Below are 23511 nucleotides of genomic sequence, written 5' to 3'. Positions count from 1 at the left end.
CGACCAGCGTCTTCACGTCCGGCACCTTCACGCCGGCCGCGCGCTTCGGCGGCTCGACCACCTTCAGCGTCTTCAGACGCGGCGCGACGTCCACGCCGAGGTCTTCCGGCTTCACCGTTTCCAGCGGTTTCTTCTTCGCCTTCATGATGTTCGGCAGCGTCACATAACGCGGCTCGTTCAGGCGCAGATCGGTCGTGACGACCGCCGGCAGCGTCAGCGACAGCGTTTCCGCGCCGCCGTCGACTTCACGTGCAACCGTAGCCTTACCGTCGGCGATCGTGATCTTCGACGCGAACGTCGCTTGCGGCAGACCCGCCAGCGCAGCCAGCATCTGGCCCGTCTGGTTCGAATCGTCGTCGATCGCCTGCTTGCCGAGGATCACCAGCTGCGGCTGCTCCTTGTCGACCAGCGCCTTCAGGATCTTCGCGACAGCCAGCGGCTCGACGCTGTCGTTCGACTCGACCAGGATCGCGCGATCCGCACCGATCGCCAGCGCCGTACGCAGCGTTTCCTGCGCTTGCGCCACGCCCACCGATACCGCGATCACTTCCGTTGCCACGCCCGCTTCCTTCAGGCGTACGGCTTCTTCCACCGCGATTTCGTCGAACGGGTTCATCGACATCTTCACGTTCGCGATGTCCACACCCGTGCTATCCGACTTCACACGAACCTTCACGTTGTAATCGACTACGCGCTTGACCGCGACCATAACCTTCATCTTGTCCCTTTCACTATCAGTAATACTAATATTTACCTTGCGTCGCCTTTCGGAACGATCGCGCATACCGCCGACGCCGTCGCCACGAGCTTGTCGTCCTGCCATAGTTCGCCGGAAACATTGCACACGCCACGCCCTCGGCGCACGAGCGTCGCGCGTCCGCGCAGCCTGCCGGCCTTGGCAGGCCGCAGGAACGACGTGTTCAGATTCAGGGTTGCGCAGTGCTCCCCCTCATCGAGGGTGGACACAACGAGCAATGCGGTCACGTCGTCGAGCATCGCCGACAGGATGCCACCCTGTATGTGACCGGCCGGATTCAGGAACGCCGGCGCGCCGACATACTCGGACTCGAGCACGCTATCCGTCAGCGAGGCAACCCTCCCGCCAAGCGTCTGCGTCACAGGCGGCGGCGCGCCGTCCGGGCCGAACAGCCGCCCGCGAACCCGGTTGCTGTCCATTTCCATTGATTGCCTCTCTCCGTATCGAAGCGGCTGCGCATCCGTAGCCCGCAGCCGCTGTTGCGCCTCATCGACCGCGGCGCTATTCACCACGGAACACGGGTTTGCGCTTTTCTTTCCACGCGAGCGCACCTTCGCGCAAGTCATGCGACGCATCCGACTGCGCAACGTCGCGCCGAAATTCGTTTTCGTCGAACGTGCCGCTCGCGATGCGATTCAGATGCTTCTTCATTCCGAGCAGCGCAAGCGGCGCCATGCCGGCCAGCTCGCCGCTCAGGCGCTCTACTTCTTGCTGCAGCGCAGCCGGTTCGACGACCGTGTCGAGGAAGCCGCATGCCAGCATCTGCGCGGCGTCGAACGTAGCGGCCGTGAGGAGCAGCTTCTTCGCCACGTTCAATCCGAGCCGCGACACGTATCGCTGCAACCCACCGCGATAGAACAGCAAGCCAAGCCGCGCGGCCGGCACGAACATCCGGGCCGCCTCGACGCCGATGCGAAAATCGCAGGCCAGCGCAAGATCCGTCGCGCCACCGTAGATGCCCCCGTTGATCGCCGCAATCGTTACCGGACGCGCATGCTCCAGCGCGTTCGCGAGTGCGTCGAAGCGCTCGCCCGCATTGTCTCCGGCCACGCTGCCAATGTTGAAGCCTGCGCAAAAATGCCGCCCTTGCGCGCATAATCGCAGCACGAGCACCTCTCGTCGTGCGTTCACGTCACGAATGAAACCCCCGAGGGTCTCGAGATCTTCCGGTTCGAGCCGGTTCGCCACATCCGGCCGGCGCAGCGTGATGGTCGCGATCGCTCCGGCGACGTCAAGCAAGGGGGCGAGGCCGGGCGAATGTACGGCGGGTTGGGTGGTCATCGTGGGCTCAGTGGAAATCGTAGATCTGCATGGTGGTTTCGCCCGCTTCGATGCGCTTGCAGATCGCGGCCTCGTCCGCTTCGCGCTTTGCGGCTTTTTCTATCACGTCCGCGGCGCGTGCGCGCGGGATGGCGACCACGCCGTCGCGGTCGCCTACGATCAGATCGCCCGCGCTGATCGTGACGTTGCCGATCATCACCGGTTCGTTGATCCAGCCGATCGCGCCATAGTCCTTGCCCGTGCCACGGATCGACAGGCCCCGGGCGAACACCGGAAAGCCGATCTCCTCGAGCAGGTCGGCATCGCGCACGCCGCCGTCGATCACGAGACCGGCGAGTCCACGCACCTTCGCGGCCGTCGTCATGACCTCGCCCCAATAGCCGTGTTCGTACACGCCATTGGTGTAGACGACCAGCACGTCGCCGGGCTGCGCGAGCACGAGTGCACGATGCAGCCAGAGATTGTCGCCGCCCGGCGAATGCACGGTGATCGCAGTGCCGCAAATCCTGAAACGCGGTGCGACGGGCCTGATCGCCCAAGGCAACGCGCCGATCTTGCCGGCCGCCTCGTGCAGCGTTGCCGCGGGAAGCCTGCGCGCGGCTTCGATCACACTCGTCTCCACGCGCTCGAAGGTGGTGCGTACCGTGGTGGCCGGATTGTGCTCTTTCATCCTCATTGCTCCCGTGTCTGCAACTGGTGGTACTTGAACTGCCTGCGCGCTTCGTCCAGACGCATTCCACCGCGGCACGCTTCCCGAATCGCTTCCTCGGCGCGATGAATGGTTTCGGCAGCGTCGAGCACCGCGTCTTCGTGCTCCTTCGGAATCACGATCACGCCGTCTGCGTCGCCGCGCAGAATATCGCCGGGCTGCACGCGCGCTTCGCCGATATTGACGGGCACGTTCGTCGCCTCGACCTGCACGCGGTCCTTGCCGGTGCGCATCCAGTGGTCGCGGCTGAACACCGGATAGCCGAGCTTCAGGCACAAGGCGACATCACGGCACACGCCGTTGATCACGGTGCCGGCAATGGCGCGGCGGTGTGCGATCTCGGTCATGATGTCGCCCCACACCGTGGCATCTTCACGGCCATTGTTGTCGAGCACGATCATGCTGCCGGCCGGTACGTCGTCGATGAAGTCGCCGACGGTGCCCGGCGGGTTCGACGCGGGGCCGTACTTAATCGTGAACGCTCGGCCCGCGGTGCGGAACTCGCTGCCACGCGCCTTGATCCTGTAGCACTGGCCGACGATACCGAGCTTGTCGAGGGCGTCGGAGAGCGTCGCGGTATCGAGCTTCGACGCGCGCTCGACGTTCTTGTCCTGATTTGTCATGGTTTGGATTCCTGCGTATTGTCTGAAATTGTCCGGTGGCTGCTGCCGCTCACCTGAGCATGTGCTCGTAGGTTCCGCCCATCACCTGGCCAACCGGCGTCCCCGCCAGAATCTCCTTGGCCATCGCGGCTTCCCTGGTGACGATCATTTCGGCGGTTTCGAGCACGGCCTCGATATCGGCTGCGCGAATGAAGATCACCGCGCTATTGTCGGCCACCACGTAGTCGCCCGCGTTCACCGTCACGTCGCCGATCTGCACCGGCACGTTGGTGCCCTTCTCGACCACGCGCGCGCGCGCCGTGCGGGCCGTGGTCGCGCGGCTGAACACCGGCAGCTCGTAGCCGATGGCTTCATCGATATCGCGCACCGGGCCGTCGGCGACCACGCCGGCCACGCCGCGCACCTTGGCAGCGAGGGACAGCAAGCCGCCCCAGCAACCCGCTTCGACGCCGCTCTTCTGCTCGACGACGATCACGCTCTCGGCATCGGCCTGTTCCACCGCGGTGCAGCCAAGATGCACCGGCGGCCCCGGCGGCGCTTCGCCCGTGCCGAGCTTGACCGTGATCGCGCGGCCCGCGATGCGGCCCGAGCCAGCGCGTTGCGGCAAACCGCTCACCACGCCGTTCAACTTCAGTTTGTCGAGCGCGTCGGACACGGCGCAGCAATCGAGCCGGCGCAGGCGCTGTACGTTTTGGTCAGCCATGATGGGTTGTGCTTTCCTGATAGAAACGTGAAGTGTCATGTGTACGCCCCGCCCGGCAGGGACGGGACTGCCGCGTTCAATCGAGTGTGTGCCAGGCCGCGAACGCGAGGCCCGTGCCGGTCAGGGCCGCGGTGCGGTAACCGGGCACATAGCTGACCCATTCGAGATCGAGCGACTTGAGCGCCTCGACGCCGATGATCCAGTTGCGGATTTCCGAACTCCCGGCCTGCAACTGCTTCGGATCGAGTTGCGCGAGCCAGTCGCTGTCCTTGCGGCGGATCGCATCGATGATGCCGTTGTCGAGCTCCTCGTCCACCACGAAATGCGACAGGCCGCCCGACGCAAGCACGCCCACGCGCAAGTCCTCCGGATACGCTTGGATCAACTCGCGCAGCGCACGACCGAGCTGGATGCAACGGCGCGGCGTAGGCTGGTTCGGCGGGTCGAAGGTGTTGATGATGACGGGGATGATCGGCAGGCCGATATCCTGCAGGTAGCGACGATGGATGAACGAGAACGCGTGACCCTCGTACTGGTCGCGCTCGAGTCCGTCCATCGCCGCAATGTCGAAGTCGCGGTTGCACAGCTCGCGGATCAGCCACCGGGCCATGTCGGCCTTGACCGGATAGTGCACGTCGGCATCCGGCTCCTGGCGCATCGTGCGCGCCTTCGCATACCAGCTTTCATTCGGGCTCGACACGCGCTTCGCGTTGCGGATCGTTTCGCCGTAGTAGATGGCGAAGGCCGGATTGTTGGTGGTGCGAAACAGCTCCGTCTGGTCATCGCCGACCACGAGCAGCACGTCGAGCTTCGCCGCGCGGATACGCTCGCGCAACTCGTGCATGGCCGCTTCGGCCTGATCGTAACGCTCGCCCATTTTCGCCGCCGTCACCCTTGCCTCGGCATCCGTCGGCGCGATCTCGAGCAGCGCTTCGTACGTCGTGGGGTTGCCGAGTCGATCGAAGTAATGCGGATTCTTCGGATCGACCTGCTTGAAACCGTGCTGCCAATCCTCGCGCTGGCAAACCAGCATGATGCTGTGTGATGAACCGAATCCCGCGACCAGTCGTGCCATTTCGTCTCTCTCCAATGCGTCCCGTTCAAGCGCGTCAGACCACGAAGGCCGAGCGCCACTGCTCAATCTGCTGGTTCGTGTAGCCAAGCTCGTTGAGGATTGCGTGCGTGTGCTCGCCCTGCTCGGGCGCCAGGCGCGGCGTCTCGGCGCGCGGGTATCGCGAAAGACGGAACGGCGTGCCGACGAACGACACCTCGCCCTTGCCCGGCACGTTGGCGGGCCACGCGATGCCGAGATGCCTGACCTGCGGATCGTCGAATACGTCGTTGACCCTGTAGATGGGGCCGCACGGCACGCCGACTTCGATCAGCAACTCGGTCCACTCGCGCGTGGTGCGCGTGACCAGCACGTCGGCCACCGCGTTGTTGACCGTATCGCGGTTTGCCACGCGCGCCGGGTCGGACTCGTAGCCGGGCTGGCCAATGAGGTGCTGCAGGCCGAGCGCCTCGCACAGGCGCGCGAACATCGCGTTGCCGATCGCGGCCAGGTTCAGGTAGCCATCCTTCGTCGAGAACACGCCGGTCGGCACCGTGAGCGGATGCTCGTTGCCGACCTGCTCGGGCACCTTGCGGTCCACCAGCCACTGCGCGGCCTGGAAGTCGAGCATCGCGATCTGCGCCTCGAGCAGCGAGGTCTGCACCCACTGGCCTTCGCCCGACGCTTCGCGCTCCAGCAGCGCGGTCAGGATCGCCTGCGCGCAGAAGTGCCCCGCGCACAGGTCCGCGATCGGAATGCCGACGCGCATCGGGCCTTCGCCCGGCCTGCCGGTCACGCTCATGAGCCCGCCCATGCCCTGCGCGATCGAGTCGAAACCCGGCCACTTCGCATACGGGCCGTCCTGGCCGAAGCCCGAGATGCTCGCGTACACGATGCGCGGATTGACGGCGCGCAACGCGTCATAGCCGATGCCGAGGCGCGCCTTGACGTCCGGGCGGAAGTTCTCGATGAACACGTCGGCACGCTTGACCAGCGCCAGCAGGATCGCAAGGCCGGCCGGATCCTTCATGTTCAGCGTCAGGCTTTCCTTGTTGCGATGCAGGTTCTCGTAGTCGGCACGGTTGTGGTCGCGACCGCCGATCATGTCGTCTCCGCCCGGCGCGCCGGGCGGGATCTCCAGCTTGATCACGCGCGCGCCCATGTCGGCGAACACGCGCATGGCCGTGGGGCCCGCGCGCACACGCGACGCGTCGATGATCGTGAAGCGCGACAGCGGCCCCTTCTTCGCATCGTGCCGGCCATGCTGTTCGTTGAAATCCGCAGACATGCTCAGTCTCCTTCAGGCCGGCGCGAACATCGGCACCGGATAGCCACCCTCGCTGGGCTTGAACGCCACCTTGACGCGCTGACCGATCGACAGTGCGGCCGGGTTGCAATCGACGAGATTGGTCAACATCGTCACGCCCTCGTCGAGGCTCACGTAGGCCAGCGTGTAACGTGCGTCCTCCTTGCCCATCGTGCTGAACGAATAGACCGTGCCCAGGCCCTGTGACTCGATCCATTCCGTACTCGCGCTCAGGCAATGCGGGCAGATGTCGCGCGGGTAGTAGTGGGTCTCGCCGCAGTCCACGCAGCGCTTCACGAGCAGGCGGCCGTCCTTGGCCGCCTCCCAGAACGGCATCGCCTCGGGAAGCACGCGCGGCGCGGGGATGCGGCGCGGGCCACCTGGCTTCGTCGCGGGTTTGGCGTCCGGCGCGCTTGCGCCGGCAGTCGCTTGATTCGTGCTCATGGTTACTCCCGTTCCAGGATCAGCGTGCCCGCGGTGTGACGCGACGCCAGCGCGCCGCCGATACCGTTCGCGAGCGCGATATCGCAGTTCCCGACCTGCACGGCGGGATGCGCTTCGCCGCGCAGCTGGCGCACGGCCTCGATCACCTTGGTGACGCCGCCGCGGTTGGCCGGATGGTTGTTGCACAATCCACCGCCATCGGTGTTGAACGGCAGCTTGCCGACGCCCGAGATCAGGTTGCCGTCCATCACGAACCTGCCGCCCTCACCCTTCCTGCAGAAGCCGAGGTCTTCGAGCTGCATCAGCACCGTGATCGTGAAGCTGTCGTACAACGACGCGTACCGGATGTCCTGCGGCGTGAGGCCAGCCTCGGCGAACGCCGCCGCCCCCGACCATTTCGCCGCCGACCAGGTGAGATCGATGTTGCCGCCGGCCGCATGCTTCGGCGCCTCGCCCGTGCCGCGCACCTTCACGAGCGGGCGCTTGAGCTGCTTCGCGATTTCCGGGCGCGCAACGATCAGCGCGCCGCCGCCGTCGCTCATCACGCAGCAGTCGAGACGGTGCAGCGGAGCGGCCACCATCGGGGAATTGACGACGTCGTCTACCGTCACGACATTGCGCAGCATCGCGTTCGGGTTGTGCTGCGCGTGGTGCGAGGCCGCCACCTTGATCCACGCGAGCTGCTCGCTCGTGGTGCCGAACTCGTACATGTGACGCTTCGCGACCATGCCGTACAGGTTCTGCGTGGCCGGACCGAACGGCAGCTCGAACTGCACTTCGGGCGCGTCGGGATCCGGCGCCTTCAGCGACAGCGCGGCGCCCGCGGCACGCGGACGGCCCGCGAGCGTGATCAGCGCCACGTTGCAGCGGCCGGCCTTGATCGCTTCAGCCGCGTGCGCGACGTGCAGGATCGGCGCGGACCCGCCGCACTCGGTCGAATCGACATGGCGCAGCGCCAGGCCCAGATATTCGGCGACCGTCGTGGTACCGAGGCCCGGCGCATCACCGGCGCAGAAGTAACCGTCGATGTCGTCCTTCGTCAGGCCGGCGTCCTCGAGCGCCCCCTTCGCGACGTCGGCGTGCAGGCGCAGCACCGAAAGGTCGTCGGCCTTGCGTGTCGGGTGCTCGTAGGCACCGACGATATAAGCGGCTCCGTTCAGACTCATTCGGCTTTCTCCTGCGCGAGGCGCTGCGCGGTGAAGCGCTGCAGATGCCAGCTGGCATCGCCGTAGGTCATGTTGATCGCGAACATGCGCTTCGCGTAGTGCCCGACGCGGCACTCGTCGGTCATGCCCATGCCGCCGTGCAACTGAATGCCCCGTTCGCCGGCCGTGCGGCACGCATCGCCGACGTACGCCTTCGCAGCCGACACGAAACGGCGGCGGCGCTCGGGATCGTTCTCGTCCACGGCCATCGCGGCTGCGCAGGCCATCGACTTGCTCTGCTCGAGCGAGATCAGCATGTCGGCCACGCTGTGTTGCAGCGACTGGAACTTCGCGAGCGGCACGCCGAACTGCGTACGGGTCGTCAGGTGTTCGGACGTGTGTTCGAGCAATGCTTCGAGCACGCCCACCGATTCCGCCACCAGCGCAGCGTTCGCGCGGTCGATCGCGGCATCGAGCAGGTCGTGGGCCGCACCGGCGGCGCCGATCAAATCGGCGTTGCTGACGGCCACGTTGTCGAACGTGACATGAGCGGCTTCGCGCGCGTCGATCGTCGCGAAATTGCGCAGGCTGACGCCGGCGGCTTTCGCGTCCACGAGGAACAGCGACAGGCCTTGCCTGTCACCACGCTGGCCGGAAGTCCGCGCGGCCACGACAAAGGCATCGGCGATCGCGGCGTCGAACACGATGGTCTTGGTGCCGTTGATCGTCCAGCCGTCACCCGTTTCGACGGCAGGCACGGCCAGACGCGCGATGTCATAACGCGCTTCGGCTTCGCCGACGGCGAGCGCCAGTACCCTTTCGCCGGTTGCCGCGGCTCCAAGCCACCTGGCCTTCTGCTCGTCACTGCCGGCCGAGCCGATCAGCGCCGCGGCCGGCAGGCCGCTCGCGAGCCAGCCCGCACCGCCGAGCGCACGACCGAGCTGTTGCGCGACCAGCATCGTTTCCACCGCGCCATAGCCGCCGCCGCCATAACCCGAATCGATGACGAGGCCGGTGATGCCCATCTCGGCAAGGCCCCGGCGGCGTTTCGACGCCAGTTGCTCGTCCTCGGCGTTGCCACGCAGGTGTGCGGGATATTCGCCGTCGCAGAAGCGGCGCACGGCGTCCTGCAGCGTGACGTGGTCTTCAGTCAAAGAAAAATCCATGTTCTCGTTCCGCCTCAAGCATTGAAGAACGCGCGGCTGATCAGATTGCGCTGCACTTCGTTCGTGCCGCCGTAGATCGACACCTTGCGTGCGTCGAAGTAGTTCGCCGCGACCGCGATCAGTTCGTCCGGGCCAGGGCCTTCGTAGCCGGCCGCATCGAGCATGGCCTGCTCGTCGAACGGCACGCCGAACGGGCCCGCTATTTCAGTCAGGAGTGCATAGATCCCCTGGCGCAACTCCGTGCCGCGCACCTTGAGCATCGGCGCTTCGACCGACGGTACGCGGCTCGACTGGTTCGCGCTGAGCATGCGCAGGCCCGTGAATTCCAGCGCCATCAGTTCGACCTCGAATCGACTGATACGCGACTGGAGCAGCGGATCGTTGTCGAGACCCTGTTGCTTCGCGAGGTGCCTGGCGCGCGCCAGCTGCTGCTTGCATGAACCAATGCCGGCGATGCCGGTGCGCTCGTGCCCGAGCAGGTACTTGCCGTAGGTCCAGCCCTTGTTCAGCTCGCCGACGAGGTTTTCCTTCGGCACGCGTACGTTGTCCAGGTAGACCTCGTTGAGGTCGGTGCCGCCTTCGAGCATCCTGATCGGGCGGACTTCCACGCCTGGCGCATGCATGTCGATCAGCAGGAACGAAATCCCCTCCTGCGGCTTCGCGTTCGGATCGGTACGCACCAGTGCGAACATCATGTCGCACCAGTGAGCGTACGAGGTCCAGACCTTGTGTCCGTTGACGACGAAGTGCTCGCCCTCGGCGTCCGTGGCAAGCACCGCCGTCGTACGCACCGCGGCGAGGTCCGAGCCAGCACCCGGTTCAGAAAAGCCTTGCGCCCACCACGTTTCACTGCGCAGAATCTTCGGAATGTACCTGGCCTTTTGTTCAGGTGTGCCAAAAGCATTGAGCACGGGGCCGAGCATGTTGATGCCGCTCGCCACGATACGCGGCGCGCCGCCGAGCAACGTTTCCTCATCGAAGATGTAGCGCTGCACGTGCGTCCAGCCAGGACCGCCGTCTTCCTTCTTCCACGACGGCGCAATCCAACCCTTCTCGTAGAGTTTCGTGTACCACTCGACGTAGTCTTCACGCTCGATACGCAAGCCGAGTTCGACCTTGCGCTTGACGCGCGGCGACAGGTTCTGCTTCACGAACTCGCGCACTTCGGCGCGAAATGCCTGGTCCTCGGCAGAGAATTCCAGCTTCATTCGATGTGTCTCCTCTCTGACCCGGGGCTCAATGATGGGCGGGATCTTGGGCGCCGCAGACCACGAGGGCGTCGAGCGCCAGCACGCGGTCCGGATAGGCAACCAGCGGGTTGACGTCGATTTCCATGATTTCCGGGTTGGCGCGCATCTGGTCGGCTATTGCTGCCACGGCCGTCGCCACCGCCTTCACGTCCACGCCCGCCGCGCCGCGCGCGCCTTCGAGCATCGCCGCGGCCTTGAGGCGGCCGAGTTCGACGACGATGTCCTGTTCCGACAGGTCGGCCGGCACGAGGCGCACGTCTTTCAGCACCTCGATAAGGATGCCGCCAAGACCGACCAGGACGACCGGCCCCCAGTCGGCGTCTCGCTTGGCACCCACCACCAGTTCCAGCCCGCGCGGGCCCATCGCCTCGACCAGCGTACCGTCGAGCACCAGTTCGGGACGATGCGACTTCACGCTCGTGTGCAGCTTTTCCCAGCCGGCGCGCAGCGCGGCAGCGTCGGCGATGCCGACCACCACGCCACCCACGTCGCTCTTGTGGGGCAGCTCGCTCGCCTGCGCTTTGAGCACCACCGGGTAGCCGATTTCATCTGCAATCCCGAGCGCTTCGTCGAGCGACGTCGCGAGGCCGCCCTTTGGCACCGGCAAACCGGCCGACGCGAGCCACCCCTTGCCCTGGTATTCGGCGAAGATGCCGTTCGGCGGCACGGCCCCCGGCAGCGGGATGGCCTTCGGCGCATCGGTGCGCGCGCGTTCGGCGCGCGCCAGCGATTCGCCGTACGCGGCCACGCGGGCGCAGGCGCGCAACGCGCGATCCGGCGAACGGAAGAACGGCACGCCGCTCGCGGCGATCGCTTCCGTGAAAAAGTCTTCGAGCTTGTTGTTGTCGCCCATCACCGCCAGCACCGCCGGCTTGGTTGCGCGCGCGAGTGCCGGCACGAGGTGGTCCGCCTTGTCGCGCTGGGCGATCGGCGGGCCGCCCATGATCGAGAGCACCAGCGAGCCGATGTTCGGATCGGCCAGCACCGTGTCGATCAGCTCGCCGATCAGGCTCGGGTTGCGCACGCCGATCGTCGTGTAGTCGAGCGGATTGTCGGCCACGGCGTAGTCGGGCAGCAGTTCGGTCAGCTTCCGGATGGTCGGCTCGGTCAGGCGCGGCAGCGTCAGGCCGATGTCCTCGGCGAAATCGAGCGTGATGTTCTTGACCGCACCCGAAGCCGTCATGACGGCCGTGCCGGCCGCCGGGGGCACCGGGAAGCGCGCCAGGATCGTCGTCGTGTCGAAGAGTTCGTCGAGCGAATCGACCACCACCACGCCTTCACGCGCCAACAGCACGCTCGCGCTCGCATGGTCCCCGGCCAGTGCGCCCGTGTGCGACTGCGCCGCCTCACGGGCACGCGCGCTCTTGCCTGGCATCAGCATCACGATCGGCTTGCCTGCGGCGCGCGCTTCGCGTGCCAGTTGCAGGAAGGTCCGCGGACGGCGGATCTGTTCGGCATAGATCGCTATCGCGCTCGTTTGCGGATCGGCGATGAACCACGCCAGATAGTCTTCGATACCGAGGCTGGCCTCGTTGCCGGTCGACACGGTTGCCGTCATCGGCTGGCCACGACCCATGAAGGCATCGCGCAGGTTCGCGGCCATCGCGCCGCTTTGCGCCACCACGCCCACACCACGGCATCCGCCGGCCGGGTACGGCGCCACGGCTTCGAAGGTCACCGGTACGCCGGCTTCGAAGTTCGTGAAGCCCATGCAGTTCGGACCGATCAACGCGACGCCGCCTTCCGCCGCGACGCGCGCCAGCTCTTCCTGCTTCGCGCGGCCATCGTCGCCGGCCTCCGCATAGCCGGAAGCGAAGATCACGGCGGCGCCGGCCTTCAGCGTGCCGAGCGTGCGCACCGTATCGAGCACGCCCGACTCCGGAATGCACAGCACGACCAGATCGATGCCTTGCGGCAGCGACTCGACGCTGTTCACGCAGGCGCGGCCGTTGATTTCGTGGCTGCTGCGCGACACGAGATGGATATCGCCCGCATAACCGAACCGCTCGAAGTTCTGCAGCACGAAGTTACCGAAAGCACGCGGATCGGCGGATGCGCCGACGATCGCAATCGATTTCGGCTTGAGCACACGCTCTACAGGCTGCACACCGTCTACATCTATAAGGCTCTTGCTCATCTTGTCGGACCTGTGGTGTTGACTGAACCGGCTCTGGCATACCAGAACCGCTGCTATGCGATGAATTCTGGCATACAGAAGTTGGCTTTTCAATACACCAGACACCAAAATCTCACCCTGGTACTTTCCCTACAGCAACCGCCCCGCGCCGCGCCAAATCCATATATCAATCTGATTTATAAGGATTTTATTTGCATCGCCAGACCCCGCGAAGATGGACGAGGAACACCGAGGCAAATCCTGTATTGAATGCCACAAATAGTTGATGGTATATTTTCGACACCTTGGACACACCAGCGCCTTCACTCCTCAATGAAACTCACAGCCGATCCAACTCTCGAGCGCAGCGAAGCTTCCGCGCGCAGCAGTGCGAGTCGCGCAAGCGATATTCGCGCGACGCTGGAGGCGGCTATCGAGCAGGGTGAACTCGCCCCGGGCGCACCGATCGATGAGCGCGCGCTCGCCGCCCGCTTCAATGTGTCGCGCACGCCGGTACGCGAAGCGCTTCAGCACCTGATCGCGCGCGAACTGGTGGCCGTCTCGCCTCGCCAGGGCATCACCGTGGCGCGGCTATCGATTGCCGAAGTGCGCGCCATGCTCGAATACATCGGCGAGCTCGAGGCACTGTGTGCGCGTTTCGCCGCGCGCCGCGCCAGCGACGCGCTGCGTGAACAGCTCGACCAGATGCTGGTGCTGTGCCAGCAGGCCGCCGTGGCGGGGGATGCGTCCCAGTATGCGCTCGCCAACACGCGGTTTCACGAGCTGATTTACGAAGGCAGCCGAAACCAGTACCTGGCCGAGCAGATCCGCACCGCTCGCGGCCGTTCGGCACGTTACCGCGTGGCCGACCTGCGCAGCCGCAGCCAGATCATGCGTTCGCTGCAGGAGCACTTCGACATCGCGCGCGCGATCCAGGACGGCCACGAAGCGCAGGCAGCCGAAGCCATGATGAAGCACGTGCCGGCCGGCACGTCCGGTTTCTCCGAATTCCTCGCGGCCGTGCCGCGCCACTTCTTCGATACGGGCGAGGACTGACAGGCCTTGCCATCTCAACGAATCCACGGAGGAGACATGCCCCAATCCATCGACGTTCCAGGCCTCGCGCACAAGGTGCCGATTCCAGTCGGCTCACGCGTTGGCAATGTGCTGTGCTCGTCGGCGATCGCCGGCAAGGATCCCGTCACAGGCAAGCTCGCGGAGGCCCCGGCAGAACAGGTGCGTCTCGCATTCGGGAACGTCGAGCGCTTCCTCGACGCAGGCGGGGCCACGCTCGACCACGTCGTGAAACTCGCCGTCTTCATCAAGGACGACTCGGTGCGCGAACACATCAACGCGCACTGGCTTGCGTTGTGGCCCGATGCCGCGCATCGCCCGGCACGCCACGTGACCGTGTGCGACCTGCAGCACGGCATGGTCATCCAGCTCGAAACCCTTGCGGTGATCGCGTAAGCGCCGCAAACCCTTCGGCTCACCGCTCAACTGAACACCCCACCGAACTGAGGCTCAACCATGATCATCGATTCCCACGCCCACGTCGTCATGCCGCCGCAAAGCTTCCGCTACATGGCGGAGCTCGTCGGCGGCCGCGCGAATCCGTCAGCCACCCCGAACATCCCCGACGAGGCGGTGCGCAAGCAGGCCGAGGAACTCGTGCGCAGCATGGATAAAGTCGGCACCGACGTGCAATTCATCTCACCGCGCCCGTATCTTCAGATGCACTCAATCAAGCCGTCGCGCGTCACGCAGCTGTGGACCCGTCACTGCAACGACCTGATCAAGCGCTTCGTCGAGATGTTCCCGGACCGCTTCCGCGGCGTAGCGGGCCTGCCGCAGTTCATGAATGAGTCGCCCGCCGAGCACTGCGTCGCCGAACTCAAGCGCTGCGTCAACGAGCTCGGTTTCGTCGGCACGCTGCTGAACCCCGACCCGACCGAAGGTGAAGGCCCGGCGCCCGCGGGCCTCGGCGACCCGTTCTGGTACCCGCTGTATGACGCGATGACGGAGCTCGACGTACCCGCGCTGATCCATTCGGCCGGCAGCTGCAATCCGCGCGAGTCGTACACGCTGAAGTTCATCAACGAAGAGAATATCGCCGTCATTTCGCTGCTCGAATCGAAGGTGTTCGAGAAGTATCCGAACCTGAAGATCATCGTCGCGCACGGCGGCGGCGGCATCCCCTACCAGATGGGCCGCTTCCGTGCGTGGGCGGCGCGCCGCAACAGCCCCGTGTCGTTCGACGATCAACTGAAGAAGCTCTACTTCGACACCTGCAACTACTCAAGGGATTCGATCGAACTGCTGCTGAAGGTTGCCGGCACGGACAACGTCATGTTCGGCACCGAGAAGCCGGGCACCGGAAGCGCGCGGGATCCGGTCTCGGGCCGCGACTACGACGACATGAAGCCCGTGATCGAAGGCATTGAATGGCTGACCGAAGCGCAGCGCAAGAACATCTTCGAATGCAACTGCACACGCGTCTACACGCGCGCGTTCCGTAACGACAAAGCCTGACGCGCAACGCGAGGAGTACTCATCATGGCAATGAGCCGCGAAGACAACGAACTGCTCACGCGCGTCGAGAACGGCGCGCCGATGGGCGAGATGATCCGCCAGCATTACTGGATTCCGGCCGTGCCCTCGGCCACACTGGAAGCCGACGGTGCGCCGGTACTGGTGCGTCTGCTCGGCATCCGCTACGTGGCGTTCCGCGCCACCGACGGCCATGTCGGCGTCGTCGACGAGCTGTGCCCGCACCGCCGCACGTCGCTGATGATGGCGCGTAACGAATACAACGGCCTGCGCTGCATCTTCCACGGCTGGAAGGTCGATGCATCGGGGGCCGTGGTCGAGGCGCCGAACCAGGTCGGCGATCAGGCGCAGTTCTGCAAGCGCGTGAAGACGAGCCAGTATCGCGTCGTGGAGCGTGGCGGCGTGGTCTGGGTGTGGCTCGGCAAGGGCGAAACCCAGCCGCCGTTCCCGGAGCTGCCGTTCATGGGCCTCGGGCCCGAACACCGCTCGGTGACGAGCGTCGAAGTGCCGACGAACTGGGTCCAGGCGGTCGAGGCGTCGATGGATTCGTCGCACGTGGGCGTGCTGCACGAGTCGACCACGCAGATCACCGCGGGCGGCGGCAACGAACGCATGATCATGACGAAGGCGCTCGCGCCGCGCTTCGACTTCGAGGATCGCCCGTACGGCTATCGCTATGCGGCCCTGCGCGACATGCCGGACGAGAAGGTCTATGCGCGCGTGAACAACTTCGTGATGCCGTGGTACGGCATCATCTGCCCGCCCGACGCGAAGGGCCCGACGACGGTGTTCTTCTCGACCCCGGTCGACGACGTCACACACCGCGCGTGGTTCATCCAGTACAACCCGCACCGCCCGCTCGGCATGACCATCATGTCGGCGACACCGGACGTCTGGAACTTCCCGCCGCTGCCGCCAGGCACGCGCGAGCAATCGTTCGGCCAGAACCGCGACCTCATGAAGCGCGGTCACGCGACCGGCTTCTATCAGCACCTCGGCACGGAAGACTTCGCGATGTTCCTCGGCCAGGGCCCGATCTACGACCGTACCCAGGAACAGCTTTGCTCGGCCGACGGCGCCGTGCTGCGCGTGCGTGCGCTGCTGCTGAAGGCCGTGCGCGAGTTCATGGCCGGCAAGACGCCGACGCTCGCCGACAGCCCGGAACTCGATTATTCGAAGGCCGTCTCGGTCGGCGGCGTGCTGCAGCCCGGCGACGACTGGCGCACCCTGACAGATACGAAGCAAGACCCATTGCCATGACCACCATGCTCGCACCTGCTCTCAAGCTGCGTGTCGCGTCGGTCGACGCGCCCACCTCGCTGATCAAGTCCTTCACGCTCGAGGCCGAGGACGGCGCGCTGCTGCCCGGCTTCGAGCCGGGCGCGCATATCCAGGTCGAGGTTCCCGCTGCCGACAATGGCGCCGCACAGTGGCGTTCGTATTCGCTGATCAACACCGATCCGCGGCAGGATACGCGCGCCGGCGTGCGCGCGTATCGTCTGGGCATCCGGCGCGAGGACGACGGTCGCGGCGGTTCGCGCTTCATGCACACGCTGCAAACCGGCACCACGCTCACGATACGCTCACCCGTCAACCACTTCCCGCTCGCCGCACCGCCTTCGGTCATCCTGATCGCCGGCGGCATCGGCATCACGCCGATGGCGGCCATGGCAGCGGAGCTGAGCGCGCAGAACCGCGACTACACGCTGCACTTCTCGGGGCGCACGCGCGACGCGCTGCCGTTCGTCGACGAACTGCGCGCGTTCGCGGGCGAGCGCCTCGTGGTGCATGCCGATGACGAGAGTGCCACGCGCCTGTCGATCGACGCGCTGCTCGATGGCGCGCAAGTCAACCAGCCGATCTACGTGTGCGGCCCGGCCGGCATGATCGACGCGGTGCTCGCCGCTGCGCGCCATCGCGGCTGGCACGAGTGCGATCTCCATTACGAACTGTTTGGCGAAGCCGCGCCGCAGGACGGCGACACCGCCTTCGAGATCGAGCTGAAGTCCTCCGGAAAGGTGCTGAACGTGCCGGCCGGCAAATCCGTACTCGACACACTGCTCGATAACGGCGTCGATGTCATGTACGACTGCCGCGCCGGTTACTGCGGCCTGTGCTCGACGCGCGTCTGCGGCGGCGAAGTCGACCACCGCGACACCTACCTGTCGGACGCCGACAGGAACGCCGGCAAGGTCATGCAGGTCTGTGTCTCACGCTGCAACGGCGAACGCCTCGTACTCGACCTGTGACTGCGATTTCAGCCTATCGATCAGTTTTCCTTAACATTGCCAAACCTATATCCAACGGAGCGCCGCATGAGCGAAACCCTGGTTACCTTTGAACTCGACGGCGCAGTGGCGTTGATCGGCCTGAATCGTCCCGACAAGCGCAATGCGATCAACGAAGAAGTGATTTCGCAGCTGCGCGACGCGGTCAACCGCGCCGGCGAGGAAGCCATGTGCGGCGTCATCTACGGCCACGGCGGCAACTTCTCGGCCGGACTCGATCTGCGCGAGGCACTGTCGCGGGCCGCCGGACAGACAGCGCCCCCGAGAAAGCGCCGGCGTCACACGTGGCACGAAGTGTTCGATCTGATCGCACGTGGCCCGATTCCGTTCGTTGCCGCGCTCCGCGGCGCTGTCGTCGGCGGCGGTCTGGAACTGGCGACCGCCGCTCATGTGCGGGTCGGCGACAAGACCTGCTTCTTCGGCCTGCCGGAGGGTCAGCGCGGCATCTTCGTGGGCGGCGGCGGCACGGTTCGCATCCAGCGCGTTGTCGGCTACACCATGATGGCCGACATGATGCTCACGGGCCGCTTGCTGAACGCCGAGGAAGGCCAGCGCGAACACATCATCACCTATCTGACACCGGAAGGCGGCGCACTCGCCAAGGCGAAGGAACTCGCCGCGCAGATCGCGCAGAACGTGCCCGACACCAACTGGCGCATCACGAACCTGTTGCCGCGTGTGAACGATCTCTCGCACGAGGACGGCCTGTTCCTCGAGTACATGAGCTCGAACATGATGCGTTCGCCCGAAACCGCCGCCCGTCTGCAGAATTTCGTGGACGGCAACGCCAAACTCGTCAAGCCGGAGTAAAGCATGAGCACGCCCGTAGCACTCACGCCGCAGGAGGCCGCAGCACTGGCCCATGTGAAGGCCGCCGAGCAGGCCGCTGCGCAGATCCCCGTTCCGGCCGCCGTGAAGCCGCGCGACATCAGGCGCGCCGCCGTGATCGGCGCCGGCACGATGGGCGGCGGCATCGCCATGGCACTCGTCACCGCCCGCATTCCGGTCACGCTGATCGACGCCAATGACGACGGCCTCGCCCGCGGTCTCGCGCGCATCCGCGACAACTACGACGGCAGCATCAAGCGCGGCAAGCTGGACGTCGCCACGCGCGACGAGCGCCTCGGGCTCATCACGGGCTCGACCTCGATTGCCGACGTCAAGGATGCCGACATCGTCATCGAAGCCGTGTTCGAGGATCTCGGCCTCAAGCAACGCATTTTCCGCGAGCTCGACCTATACGCGCGGGCCGGCGCAATCCTTGCGACCAACACGTCGGGGCTCGACATCGACGAAATCGCCGCTGTCACGAAGCGTCCGCACGACGTCGTGGGCGCACATTTCTTCAGCCCCGCGCACGTGATGCGCCTGCTCGAGGTCGTGCGTGCGGACAAGACCTCCGATGCTGCCGTGGCCACGCTCATGGAGCTGGGCCGCCAGATGGGCAAGGTGTCGGTCTATGCGCGTGTCCATCCGGGCTTCATCGGAAATGCGCTGTTCCGCAATTACAACCGCGAAGCGCACTTCCTCGTCGAAGACGGCGCCCTGCCGCACGAAGTCGATGCCGCGCTCAAGGAATTCGGCTACGCAATGGGCATCTTCGCGGTGCACGACATGGCCGGCAACGACGTCGGTTACCAGACGCGCAAGGCGCAGATGGCTACACGTGCGAACGACCGCCGCTGGAACGACCTCATCGTGAAGCTCGTCGAGATGGGGCGCCTGGGCCAAAAGAGCGGCAAGGGCTGGTATCGCTATGACGCGGGCGACCGCACGCCGCATCGCGATCCGGAAGTGGAACAGTACATCGTCGAGGAATCGGCGCGCATGGGCATCGCGCGTCGCCCGATCTCGCAGGACGAAATCATCAAGCGCTGCATGTACGGCATGATCAACGAAGGCGCGAAGCTGCTCGAGCACGGCATCGCGCTGCGCGCGAGCGACATCGATGTCGTCTACGTGACCGGCTATGGCTTCCCGGCGAAGCGCGGCGGCCCGATGTACTACGCCGACCAGATCGGCCTGGCGAATGTGTATCGGGACATCGTGCGGCTGCACGAAGAGTACGGATACTGGTGGAAGCCGGCGCCGCTGCTCGAAAAGCTCGCGGCCGGCAACCGCCGGTTTGCCGATCTTTGAGCTGCGGTAAAGGTGCGCCGGCCTGCCGGCGCAACACCGTCTACGGAGCCCTCGCCCGTTGCGAGGGCTCCGTCGTTTCGGGGCCCTGCCGAGGGCCCTCGGGGTTCGACCGGCTAGCGCCGGTCACTCGTCTTCGAAGACAGGTTCCGTCGAAGAAATCGCGTCATCGCGGCCAGACGTGGGTGCGCCGGCAAAATATTCCGGCGGCAGCGTGGCGAGGAACTCGGAAAAGCCCGAGTCGCCGCCGGGCGAATGTTCGGCCATAGCCGCCGCGGCGGCGGCTTCATCGCCCGAAAGCAACGCTTGCGCCAGCCTCTGGTGATCGGCAATCGCCTTTTCGCGGCGGCTTGGCGCCAGAAACGGCTTCGGCCTGTAGCGCGAAATCAGGCGGCGGATCGAACGAATCTGATCGGCCAGATAATCGTTATGACACGCGTTGCAGATCACTTCGTGGAATGCCACGTTGGCGCGCGCGAACGCGCGTGCATCGTTTTCCTGCAATGCTGCCACGCCCTGGTCGACGGCCTTCTGCAGCGCCGCTCGCTGCGCGTCATTCATGCGCCGCGCTGCGAGGCGGGCCGATACGACCTCCAGCTCGCTGAGAAGCTCGAGCACATCGCGAAGTTGCGGTACCGACATCTTGTTCACGAAGACGCCCTGCCGCGGCACGATTTGCACATACTGCTGCGCCGCGAGCTGCTGCAGCGCCTCGCGAATCGGCGTACGAGACACGTTGAAGCGCGCCGCCAGCGCGCGCTCGTCAAGCGTCGCACCCGGGACCAGTTCGCCGCGCTCGATTTCCGCTTCGAGAAGCGCCTTGATTTCGGCCGATCGGCTCAATTTTGGAACCTGATTCATCGCATGAGAATCGCAAACATGAGAAGTTGAACGAGATAACGCGGACCAGCTTGTAGGCCTATGATACCCCATTGGTATACCAGTTGTAGCCCTTGTCTGAGCCAGAATGCAAACGGCGTCGTGTCCGGGACACGACGCCGTCGGTCGCTGCTCGCAGAGAAAGCTTAGCTGTTCTTCAGATGGCGCTGCGCGCGGAAGTAATGCACCGCCGACCAGACCAGCACCACGGTCACCGCCAGCATGGCATAGCGCACCCCGTTAGCCGACGCGTCGTGGCATGCCGCCGCGAGCGGACCCTGGAAGGTGGCCCCGATACCATGCGGCACCTTCGGCAGCGTGCACACGGCATGGAAGTCCCCCTGCTTGAATAGACGCGATGCAATATGGTCGCTGAGGAAACCGACCACCGGCGTACCGAGGCCCTGGCCAACGAGGTTCATGACCAGGAATACGATTGCCGACGCGGTCGCACGCATGCGCGGCTCGACGATGCTCTGCACCACGGCAAATGTCGGACCGTTCCACAGGTTGAGCGCGATCGTACCGATGAATAGCAGAGCGACACTCACCTGCCACTGGTTCGAGAGGAAAGCAATTGCCAGCGTCGGAAACCCCAACGCGGTACCGATCGCGGGGATGCGTGCATACCAACGGCGGTCCTTGGCGCTGGCCCAGTCCGCCGACACGCCGCCGAGGGTGTTGCCGATGATACCGCCCACGCCGAGCACCAGACCGAAAATCAGGCCGGCCTGAGCGAAGCTCATGTCGTAGGTGCGAATGAAGTACATCGGGATGAACAGGTTGATGCCGTACTGCGCAAACGCGCCGACCACCGTACCAAGCAGCATCTGCACGAAGGCGCGGCTGGAGGTAAGCAGTTTGAACACCTCGCTCATCGGTGGAGCACTGGCATTCGTTGCAGCAGCAGTCCCATCGGCGCCGCCGCGCTTCGGCTCGCGCAGCGACAGCCATGCCACAAGGCCCAGCACGAGGCCCGGCAGGCCCACCACATAGAATACCGGACGCCAGCCGAGATGCTGCACGAGCCAGCCGCCGCCGAGCGCGCCGGCCAGCACGCCGATCGGCGGGCCCAGCGCATAGATTGCGAGCGCGCTTGCGCGGCGGCGCGGTCCGAACTGGTCCGCGATCAGCGAATGCGAGGTCGGGGTGCTGCCCGCTTCGCCGATACCTACGCCGAGGCGGTACAACATCAGCTGCCAGAACGCGCCTGCCGTGCCGCACAACGCAGTCATCGCTGACCACGCGATGATCGAGATCGAGATCAGTACGATGCGGTTGAACTTGTCAGCCAGACGCGCAATCGGCAGGCCGAGCACCGAATAAAAAATGGAGAACGCGAGACCGCCGAGCAGGCCGACCTGGAAATCGCTGAGGCTCATGTCGCTCTTCACGGCCTGCCCCACGACCGCAACAATGATGCGATCGACGAAGCTCGACGCATAGATCAGTACCAGTACCAGCAAAAACCAGCACCGATACCCGTTGCTGCCCGACTTCGCACTCACATTCTGTGCAGTAAGTTCCGTCATCTAGATGTCTCCATGATCTCGCACAATGCCGCCTGCTCTGCAGGTTTTCGCGGCTCTTGTCGATTTGTATGTATACCACAACAGCTTCCGTGGAATTCTGAATGGATTTTCCTGCATAACCCTTGGTCATGCAATGACCGGGGCCGTCGGAGGCATCGTGGTTTTCACCTACGCAGGCATAGAACCAGTTTGCCGAGTACGTCAGCCCTCTGGCACCGATGACACGACGCGTCAAACAGATAACCATCCTCTTGGTTGCGGCATATGTCAGATCACCACGGCGGCGCTGTCGACGTCCTTCATCATCACGCCAGTGGCCGCTTCGCACGCACGGCGGACTGCATCGGGCTGCCCCGGATGGAACAGGAAGTGATGCAATAGCTTGCTCCATTTGGGGTGACGCTCATATTCGCTGCGAGGCAAGCTGTTCGCGAAGAATTCCCGCCAGTCTCCACAGGGCAGAGCAATGCCCTGTGCGCCGCCAGCCTCGCGAAGCACGCCCTTCGGATCGAGCCCCTGCGCTACGGCTTCCATGTCCCGGAAATACTGGCGGCGAATCATCAGGATGCCCGCGTCGCTGGCGGCCAGGTTTTCACGCGTGCGGTCTGCGATGCGCCCCTGTCCGCACCACGCGATGATGTCCTGGTTGATCACGTGCGAGCTGATCCATTTGCCGGTCCGAGGATCCGTGACCGGTGCGTGCCAGGTCGGAATACTCTGCTGGACATAGGGCTCGGACTCGCGGGGCACGCGTATGTACGACCACGTCACGTTGAGCGTATTTTCGTCGTCGACGGGCACGCGCCACTCGAAGTGGTCCCCGAGGAAAAATCCGTTGGGCCACAGACAGACACGACCAGCCGTCCAGAGCGGATGCGATTCGTCGGTATCCTCGGTCACACGCCGGTAGATGAAACCGTGCTCGAATTCCTCGAATGCCATCTTGAGGTGTACCGGCGCATAGTCCCGCTCACCGCGCAGCCGACGTCCCCAATTGGCGTGCATCCACTCGAAATGCAGCGGATCGATTGAATTCTCCTGCGTCTGCAGCCAATTGCAGGGCACGTTCGCGAATGCGACTTGCACAAAACCATTGCGCCAGTGGAACGGTTCCCAATCCGGCAACCGAGGCGCCGGCTGGGGGCCGAGATAGCCCCACAGCAGGCCCGCACAAGCACGGACCTCGTAGGCCTTCAGCTTGATCCGCTCACGCATGGTGCCTTGCGGCGCCACCCGATCCTGGTAAGGCTGCGCCACGCATTTCCCGCCATGGTTGTATTGCCAGCCGTGATAGTTGCAGCGCAGCCCCTGTTCCTCGACAAAGCCGTAGGCGAGATCCGCGCCGCGATGCGCGCAGTAGCGCTCCATCAGGCCGTAGTGTCCGCCCAGGTCCTTGTAGAGCACCAGATCCTCGCCAAGCAGTCGCACGGGCTTGATCGTCTCGCGCTCCAGTTCGTCGATGCCGGCGATCGGATGCCAGTGCCGGCGCATCAGTTCGCCCATCGGCGTGCCGGGGCCAACCTGCGTCAGTTGGCAATTCTGTTCTTGGGTAAGCATGATGATTGGGTTCGCAAT

Annotated in this window: 23 protein-coding genes; 7 read left to right on the top strand and 16 right to left on the bottom strand. The window is 65.0% G+C overall.

The window, feature by feature from the left end; translation table 11 throughout:
* The 13 genes from O1Q03_RS20130 to O1Q03_RS20070 form a co-directional block, all read right to left on the bottom strand.
* The coding region (locus O1Q03_RS20130) for an electron transfer flavoprotein subunit beta/FixA family protein (RefSeq protein WP_269505660.1) at nucleotides 1-718 on the bottom strand (718 nt) is incomplete at its 3' end.
* Between the two features lie 32 nt (nucleotides 719-750).
* Entirely contained in the window at nucleotides 751-1182 is a 432-nt protein-coding gene (locus O1Q03_RS20125) for a PaaI family thioesterase (RefSeq protein WP_269505659.1), read from the bottom strand.
* A 76-nt stretch (nucleotides 1183-1258) separates the two neighbouring features.
* A complete protein-coding gene (locus O1Q03_RS20120; protein ID WP_269505658.1) occupies nucleotides 1259-2038 on the bottom strand; it encodes an enoyl-CoA hydratase/isomerase family protein in 780 nt (259 codons plus the stop codon).
* A 7-nt stretch (nucleotides 2039-2045) separates the two neighbouring features.
* Entirely contained in the window at nucleotides 2046-2708 is a 663-nt protein-coding gene (locus tag O1Q03_RS20115; RefSeq protein WP_269505657.1) for a 4-carboxy-4-hydroxy-2-oxoadipate aldolase/oxaloacetate decarboxylase, read from the bottom strand.
* A gap of 2 nt (nucleotides 2709-2710) precedes the next feature.
* Nucleotides 2711-3370 carry an RraA family protein gene (locus O1Q03_RS20110; RefSeq protein ID WP_269505656.1) on the bottom strand — a complete coding sequence of 220 codons (660 nt, stop codon included), beginning with the start codon at nucleotides 3368-3370 and terminating at the stop codon, nucleotides 2711-2713.
* 49 nt (nucleotides 3371-3419) lie between these two features.
* Nucleotides 3420-4073 carry an RraA family protein gene (locus O1Q03_RS20105; protein ID WP_269505655.1) on the bottom strand — a complete coding sequence of 218 codons (654 nt, stop codon included), beginning with the start codon at nucleotides 4071-4073 and terminating at the stop codon, nucleotides 3420-3422.
* Nucleotides 4074-4149: 76 nt separating this feature from the next.
* Nucleotides 4150-5148, bottom strand: a complete 999-nt coding sequence (locus tag O1Q03_RS20100) for a protocatechuate 3,4-dioxygenase (RefSeq protein ID WP_269505654.1) — start codon at nucleotides 5146-5148, stop codon at nucleotides 4150-4152.
* 34 nt (nucleotides 5149-5182) lie between these two features.
* A complete protein-coding gene (locus O1Q03_RS20095; protein ID WP_269505653.1) occupies nucleotides 5183-6412 on the bottom strand; it encodes a CaiB/BaiF CoA transferase family protein in 1230 nt (409 codons plus the stop codon).
* 12 nt (nucleotides 6413-6424) lie between these two features.
* A complete protein-coding gene (locus tag O1Q03_RS20090; RefSeq protein WP_269505651.1) occupies nucleotides 6425-6874 on the bottom strand; it encodes a Zn-ribbon domain-containing OB-fold protein in 450 nt (149 codons plus the stop codon).
* A gap of 2 nt (nucleotides 6875-6876) precedes the next feature.
* A complete protein-coding gene (locus O1Q03_RS20085) occupies nucleotides 6877-8040 on the bottom strand; it encodes a thiolase domain-containing protein (protein WP_269505649.1) in 1164 nt (387 codons plus the stop codon).
* Nucleotides 8037-9185, bottom strand: coding sequence for an acyl-CoA dehydrogenase family protein (locus tag O1Q03_RS20080; protein WP_269505647.1), 1149 nt, complete (start codon nucleotides 9183-9185; stop codon nucleotides 8037-8039). Before O1Q03_RS20080 ends, O1Q03_RS20085 begins: the two co-directional genes overlap by 4 nt.
* Before the next feature lie 14 nt (nucleotides 9186-9199).
* Nucleotides 9200-10393 carry an acyl-CoA dehydrogenase family protein gene (locus O1Q03_RS20075; RefSeq protein ID WP_269505645.1) on the bottom strand — a complete coding sequence of 398 codons (1194 nt, stop codon included), beginning with the start codon at nucleotides 10391-10393 and terminating at the stop codon, nucleotides 9200-9202.
* 28 nt (nucleotides 10394-10421) lie between these two features.
* On the bottom strand, nucleotides 10422-12572 hold the full coding sequence (locus O1Q03_RS20070; RefSeq protein WP_269505643.1) for an acetate--CoA ligase family protein: 2151 nt from the start codon (nucleotides 12570-12572) through the stop codon (nucleotides 10422-10424).
* 312 nt (nucleotides 12573-12884) lie between these two features.
* Here O1Q03_RS20070 and O1Q03_RS20065 point away from each other — a divergent pair, with 312 nt between their 5' ends.
* The 7 genes from O1Q03_RS20065 (at nucleotide 12885) to O1Q03_RS20035 (ending at nucleotide 19528) form a co-directional block, all read left to right on the top strand.
* On the top strand, nucleotides 12885-13607 hold the full coding sequence (locus O1Q03_RS20065; protein ID WP_269505642.1) for a GntR family transcriptional regulator: 723 nt from the start codon (nucleotides 12885-12887) through the stop codon (nucleotides 13605-13607).
* Nucleotides 13608-13643: 36 nt separating this feature from the next.
* Nucleotides 13644-14021, top strand: coding sequence for a RidA family protein (locus O1Q03_RS20060; RefSeq protein ID WP_269505640.1), 378 nt, complete (start codon nucleotides 13644-13646; stop codon nucleotides 14019-14021).
* A gap of 60 nt (nucleotides 14022-14081) precedes the next feature.
* Complete coding sequence (locus O1Q03_RS20055) at nucleotides 14082-15083, top strand: amidohydrolase family protein (RefSeq protein ID WP_269505638.1); 1002 nt, start codon at nucleotides 14082-14084, stop codon at nucleotides 15081-15083.
* Between the two features lie 24 nt (nucleotides 15084-15107).
* The gene (locus O1Q03_RS20050; protein ID WP_269505637.1) at nucleotides 15108-16361 is read left to right on the top strand and encodes an aromatic ring-hydroxylating dioxygenase subunit alpha; all 1254 of its coding nucleotides are present in this window, start codon (nucleotides 15108-15110) and stop codon (nucleotides 16359-16361) included.
* The gene (locus O1Q03_RS20045) at nucleotides 16358-17350 is read left to right on the top strand and encodes a PDR/VanB family oxidoreductase (protein WP_269505636.1); all 993 of its coding nucleotides are present in this window, start codon (nucleotides 16358-16360) and stop codon (nucleotides 17348-17350) included. Before O1Q03_RS20050 ends, O1Q03_RS20045 begins: the two co-directional genes overlap by 4 nt.
* A 66-nt stretch (nucleotides 17351-17416) precedes the next feature.
* Nucleotides 17417-18199 (top strand): crotonase/enoyl-CoA hydratase family protein, encoded by a 783-nt coding sequence (locus tag O1Q03_RS20040; protein ID WP_269505634.1) that lies wholly within the window; start codon nucleotides 17417-17419, stop codon nucleotides 18197-18199.
* Nucleotides 18200-18202: 3 nt separating this feature from the next.
* Nucleotides 18203-19528, top strand: coding sequence for a 3-hydroxyacyl-CoA dehydrogenase (locus tag O1Q03_RS20035; RefSeq protein WP_269505633.1), 1326 nt, complete (start codon nucleotides 18203-18205; stop codon nucleotides 19526-19528).
* Between the two features lie 123 nt (nucleotides 19529-19651).
* On the opposite strand, the gene O1Q03_RS20030 is transcribed toward O1Q03_RS20035, so the two are convergent.
* The 3 genes from O1Q03_RS20030 to O1Q03_RS20020 all read right to left on the bottom strand — a co-directional run bounded on the left by O1Q03_RS20030 (nucleotide 19652) and on the right by O1Q03_RS20020 (nucleotide 23493).
* Nucleotides 19652-20386 (bottom strand): GntR family transcriptional regulator, encoded by a 735-nt coding sequence (locus O1Q03_RS20030; protein WP_269505632.1) that lies wholly within the window; start codon nucleotides 20384-20386, stop codon nucleotides 19652-19654.
* 164 nt (nucleotides 20387-20550) lie between these two features.
* A complete protein-coding gene (locus O1Q03_RS20025; RefSeq protein WP_269505631.1) occupies nucleotides 20551-21936 on the bottom strand; it encodes a spinster family MFS transporter in 1386 nt (461 codons plus the stop codon).
* Between the two features lie 267 nt (nucleotides 21937-22203).
* Complete coding sequence (locus O1Q03_RS20020; RefSeq protein WP_269505630.1) at nucleotides 22204-23493, bottom strand: aromatic ring-hydroxylating dioxygenase subunit alpha; 1290 nt, start codon at nucleotides 23491-23493, stop codon at nucleotides 22204-22206.
* Nucleotides 23494-23511: the final 18 nt, after the last annotated feature.

Source organism: Burkholderia sp. IMCC1007, assembly GCF_027257875.1.
Classification (GTDB): domain Bacteria; phylum Pseudomonadota; class Gammaproteobacteria; order Burkholderiales; family Burkholderiaceae; genus Burkholderia.
This window is presented reverse-complemented; position numbering and strand designations above follow the sequence as displayed.

Coding starts and splice junctions, on each gene's coding strand:
- O1Q03_RS20125 (WP_269505659.1), bottom strand. CDS start 1,182: ATGGAAATGGACAGCAACCGGGTTCGCGGGCGGCTGTTCGGCCCGGAC.
- O1Q03_RS20120 (WP_269505658.1), bottom strand. CDS start 2,038: ATGACCACCCAACCCGCCGTACATTCGCCCGGCCTCGCCCCCTTGCTT.
- O1Q03_RS20115 (WP_269505657.1), bottom strand. CDS start 2,708: ATGAAAGAGCACAATCCGGCCACCACGGTACGCACCACCTTCGAGCGC.
- O1Q03_RS20110 (WP_269505656.1), bottom strand. CDS start 3,370: ATGACAAATCAGGACAAGAACGTCGAGCGCGCGTCGAAGCTCGATACC.
- O1Q03_RS20105 (WP_269505655.1), bottom strand. CDS start 4,073: ATGGCTGACCAAAACGTACAGCGCCTGCGCCGGCTCGATTGCTGCGCC.
- O1Q03_RS20100 (WP_269505654.1), bottom strand. CDS start 5,148: ATGGCACGACTGGTCGCGGGATTCGGTTCATCACACAGCATCATGCTG.
- O1Q03_RS20095 (WP_269505653.1), bottom strand. CDS start 6,412: ATGTCTGCGGATTTCAACGAACAGCATGGCCGGCACGATGCGAAGAAG.
- O1Q03_RS20090 (WP_269505651.1), bottom strand. CDS start 6,874: ATGAGCACGAATCAAGCGACTGCCGGCGCAAGCGCGCCGGACGCCAAA.
- O1Q03_RS20085 (WP_269505649.1), bottom strand. CDS start 8,040: ATGAGTCTGAACGGAGCCGCTTATATCGTCGGTGCCTACGAGCACCCG.
- O1Q03_RS20080 (WP_269505647.1), bottom strand. CDS start 9,185: ATGGATTTTTCTTTGACTGAAGACCACGTCACGCTGCAGGACGCCGTG.
- O1Q03_RS20075 (WP_269505645.1), bottom strand. CDS start 10,393: ATGAAGCTGGAATTCTCTGCCGAGGACCAGGCATTTCGCGCCGAAGTG.
- O1Q03_RS20070 (WP_269505643.1), bottom strand. CDS start 12,572: ATGAGCAAGAGCCTTATAGATGTAGACGGTGTGCAGCCTGTAGAGCGT.
- O1Q03_RS20065 (WP_269505642.1), top strand. CDS start 12,885: ATGAAACTCACAGCCGATCCAACTCTCGAGCGCAGCGAAGCTTCCGCG.
- O1Q03_RS20060 (WP_269505640.1), top strand. CDS start 13,644: ATGCCCCAATCCATCGACGTTCCAGGCCTCGCGCACAAGGTGCCGATT.
- O1Q03_RS20055 (WP_269505638.1), top strand. CDS start 14,082: ATGATCATCGATTCCCACGCCCACGTCGTCATGCCGCCGCAAAGCTTC.
- O1Q03_RS20050 (WP_269505637.1), top strand. CDS start 15,108: ATGGCAATGAGCCGCGAAGACAACGAACTGCTCACGCGCGTCGAGAAC.
- O1Q03_RS20045 (WP_269505636.1), top strand. CDS start 16,358: ATGACCACCATGCTCGCACCTGCTCTCAAGCTGCGTGTCGCGTCGGTC.
- O1Q03_RS20040 (WP_269505634.1), top strand. CDS start 17,417: ATGAGCGAAACCCTGGTTACCTTTGAACTCGACGGCGCAGTGGCGTTG.
- O1Q03_RS20035 (WP_269505633.1), top strand. CDS start 18,203: ATGAGCACGCCCGTAGCACTCACGCCGCAGGAGGCCGCAGCACTGGCC.
- O1Q03_RS20030 (WP_269505632.1), bottom strand. CDS start 20,386: ATGAATCAGGTTCCAAAATTGAGCCGATCGGCCGAAATCAAGGCGCTT.
- O1Q03_RS20025 (WP_269505631.1), bottom strand. CDS start 21,936: ATGACGGAACTTACTGCACAGAATGTGAGTGCGAAGTCGGGCAGCAAC.
- O1Q03_RS20020 (WP_269505630.1), bottom strand. CDS start 23,493: ATGCTTACCCAAGAACAGAATTGCCAACTGACGCAGGTTGGCCCCGGC.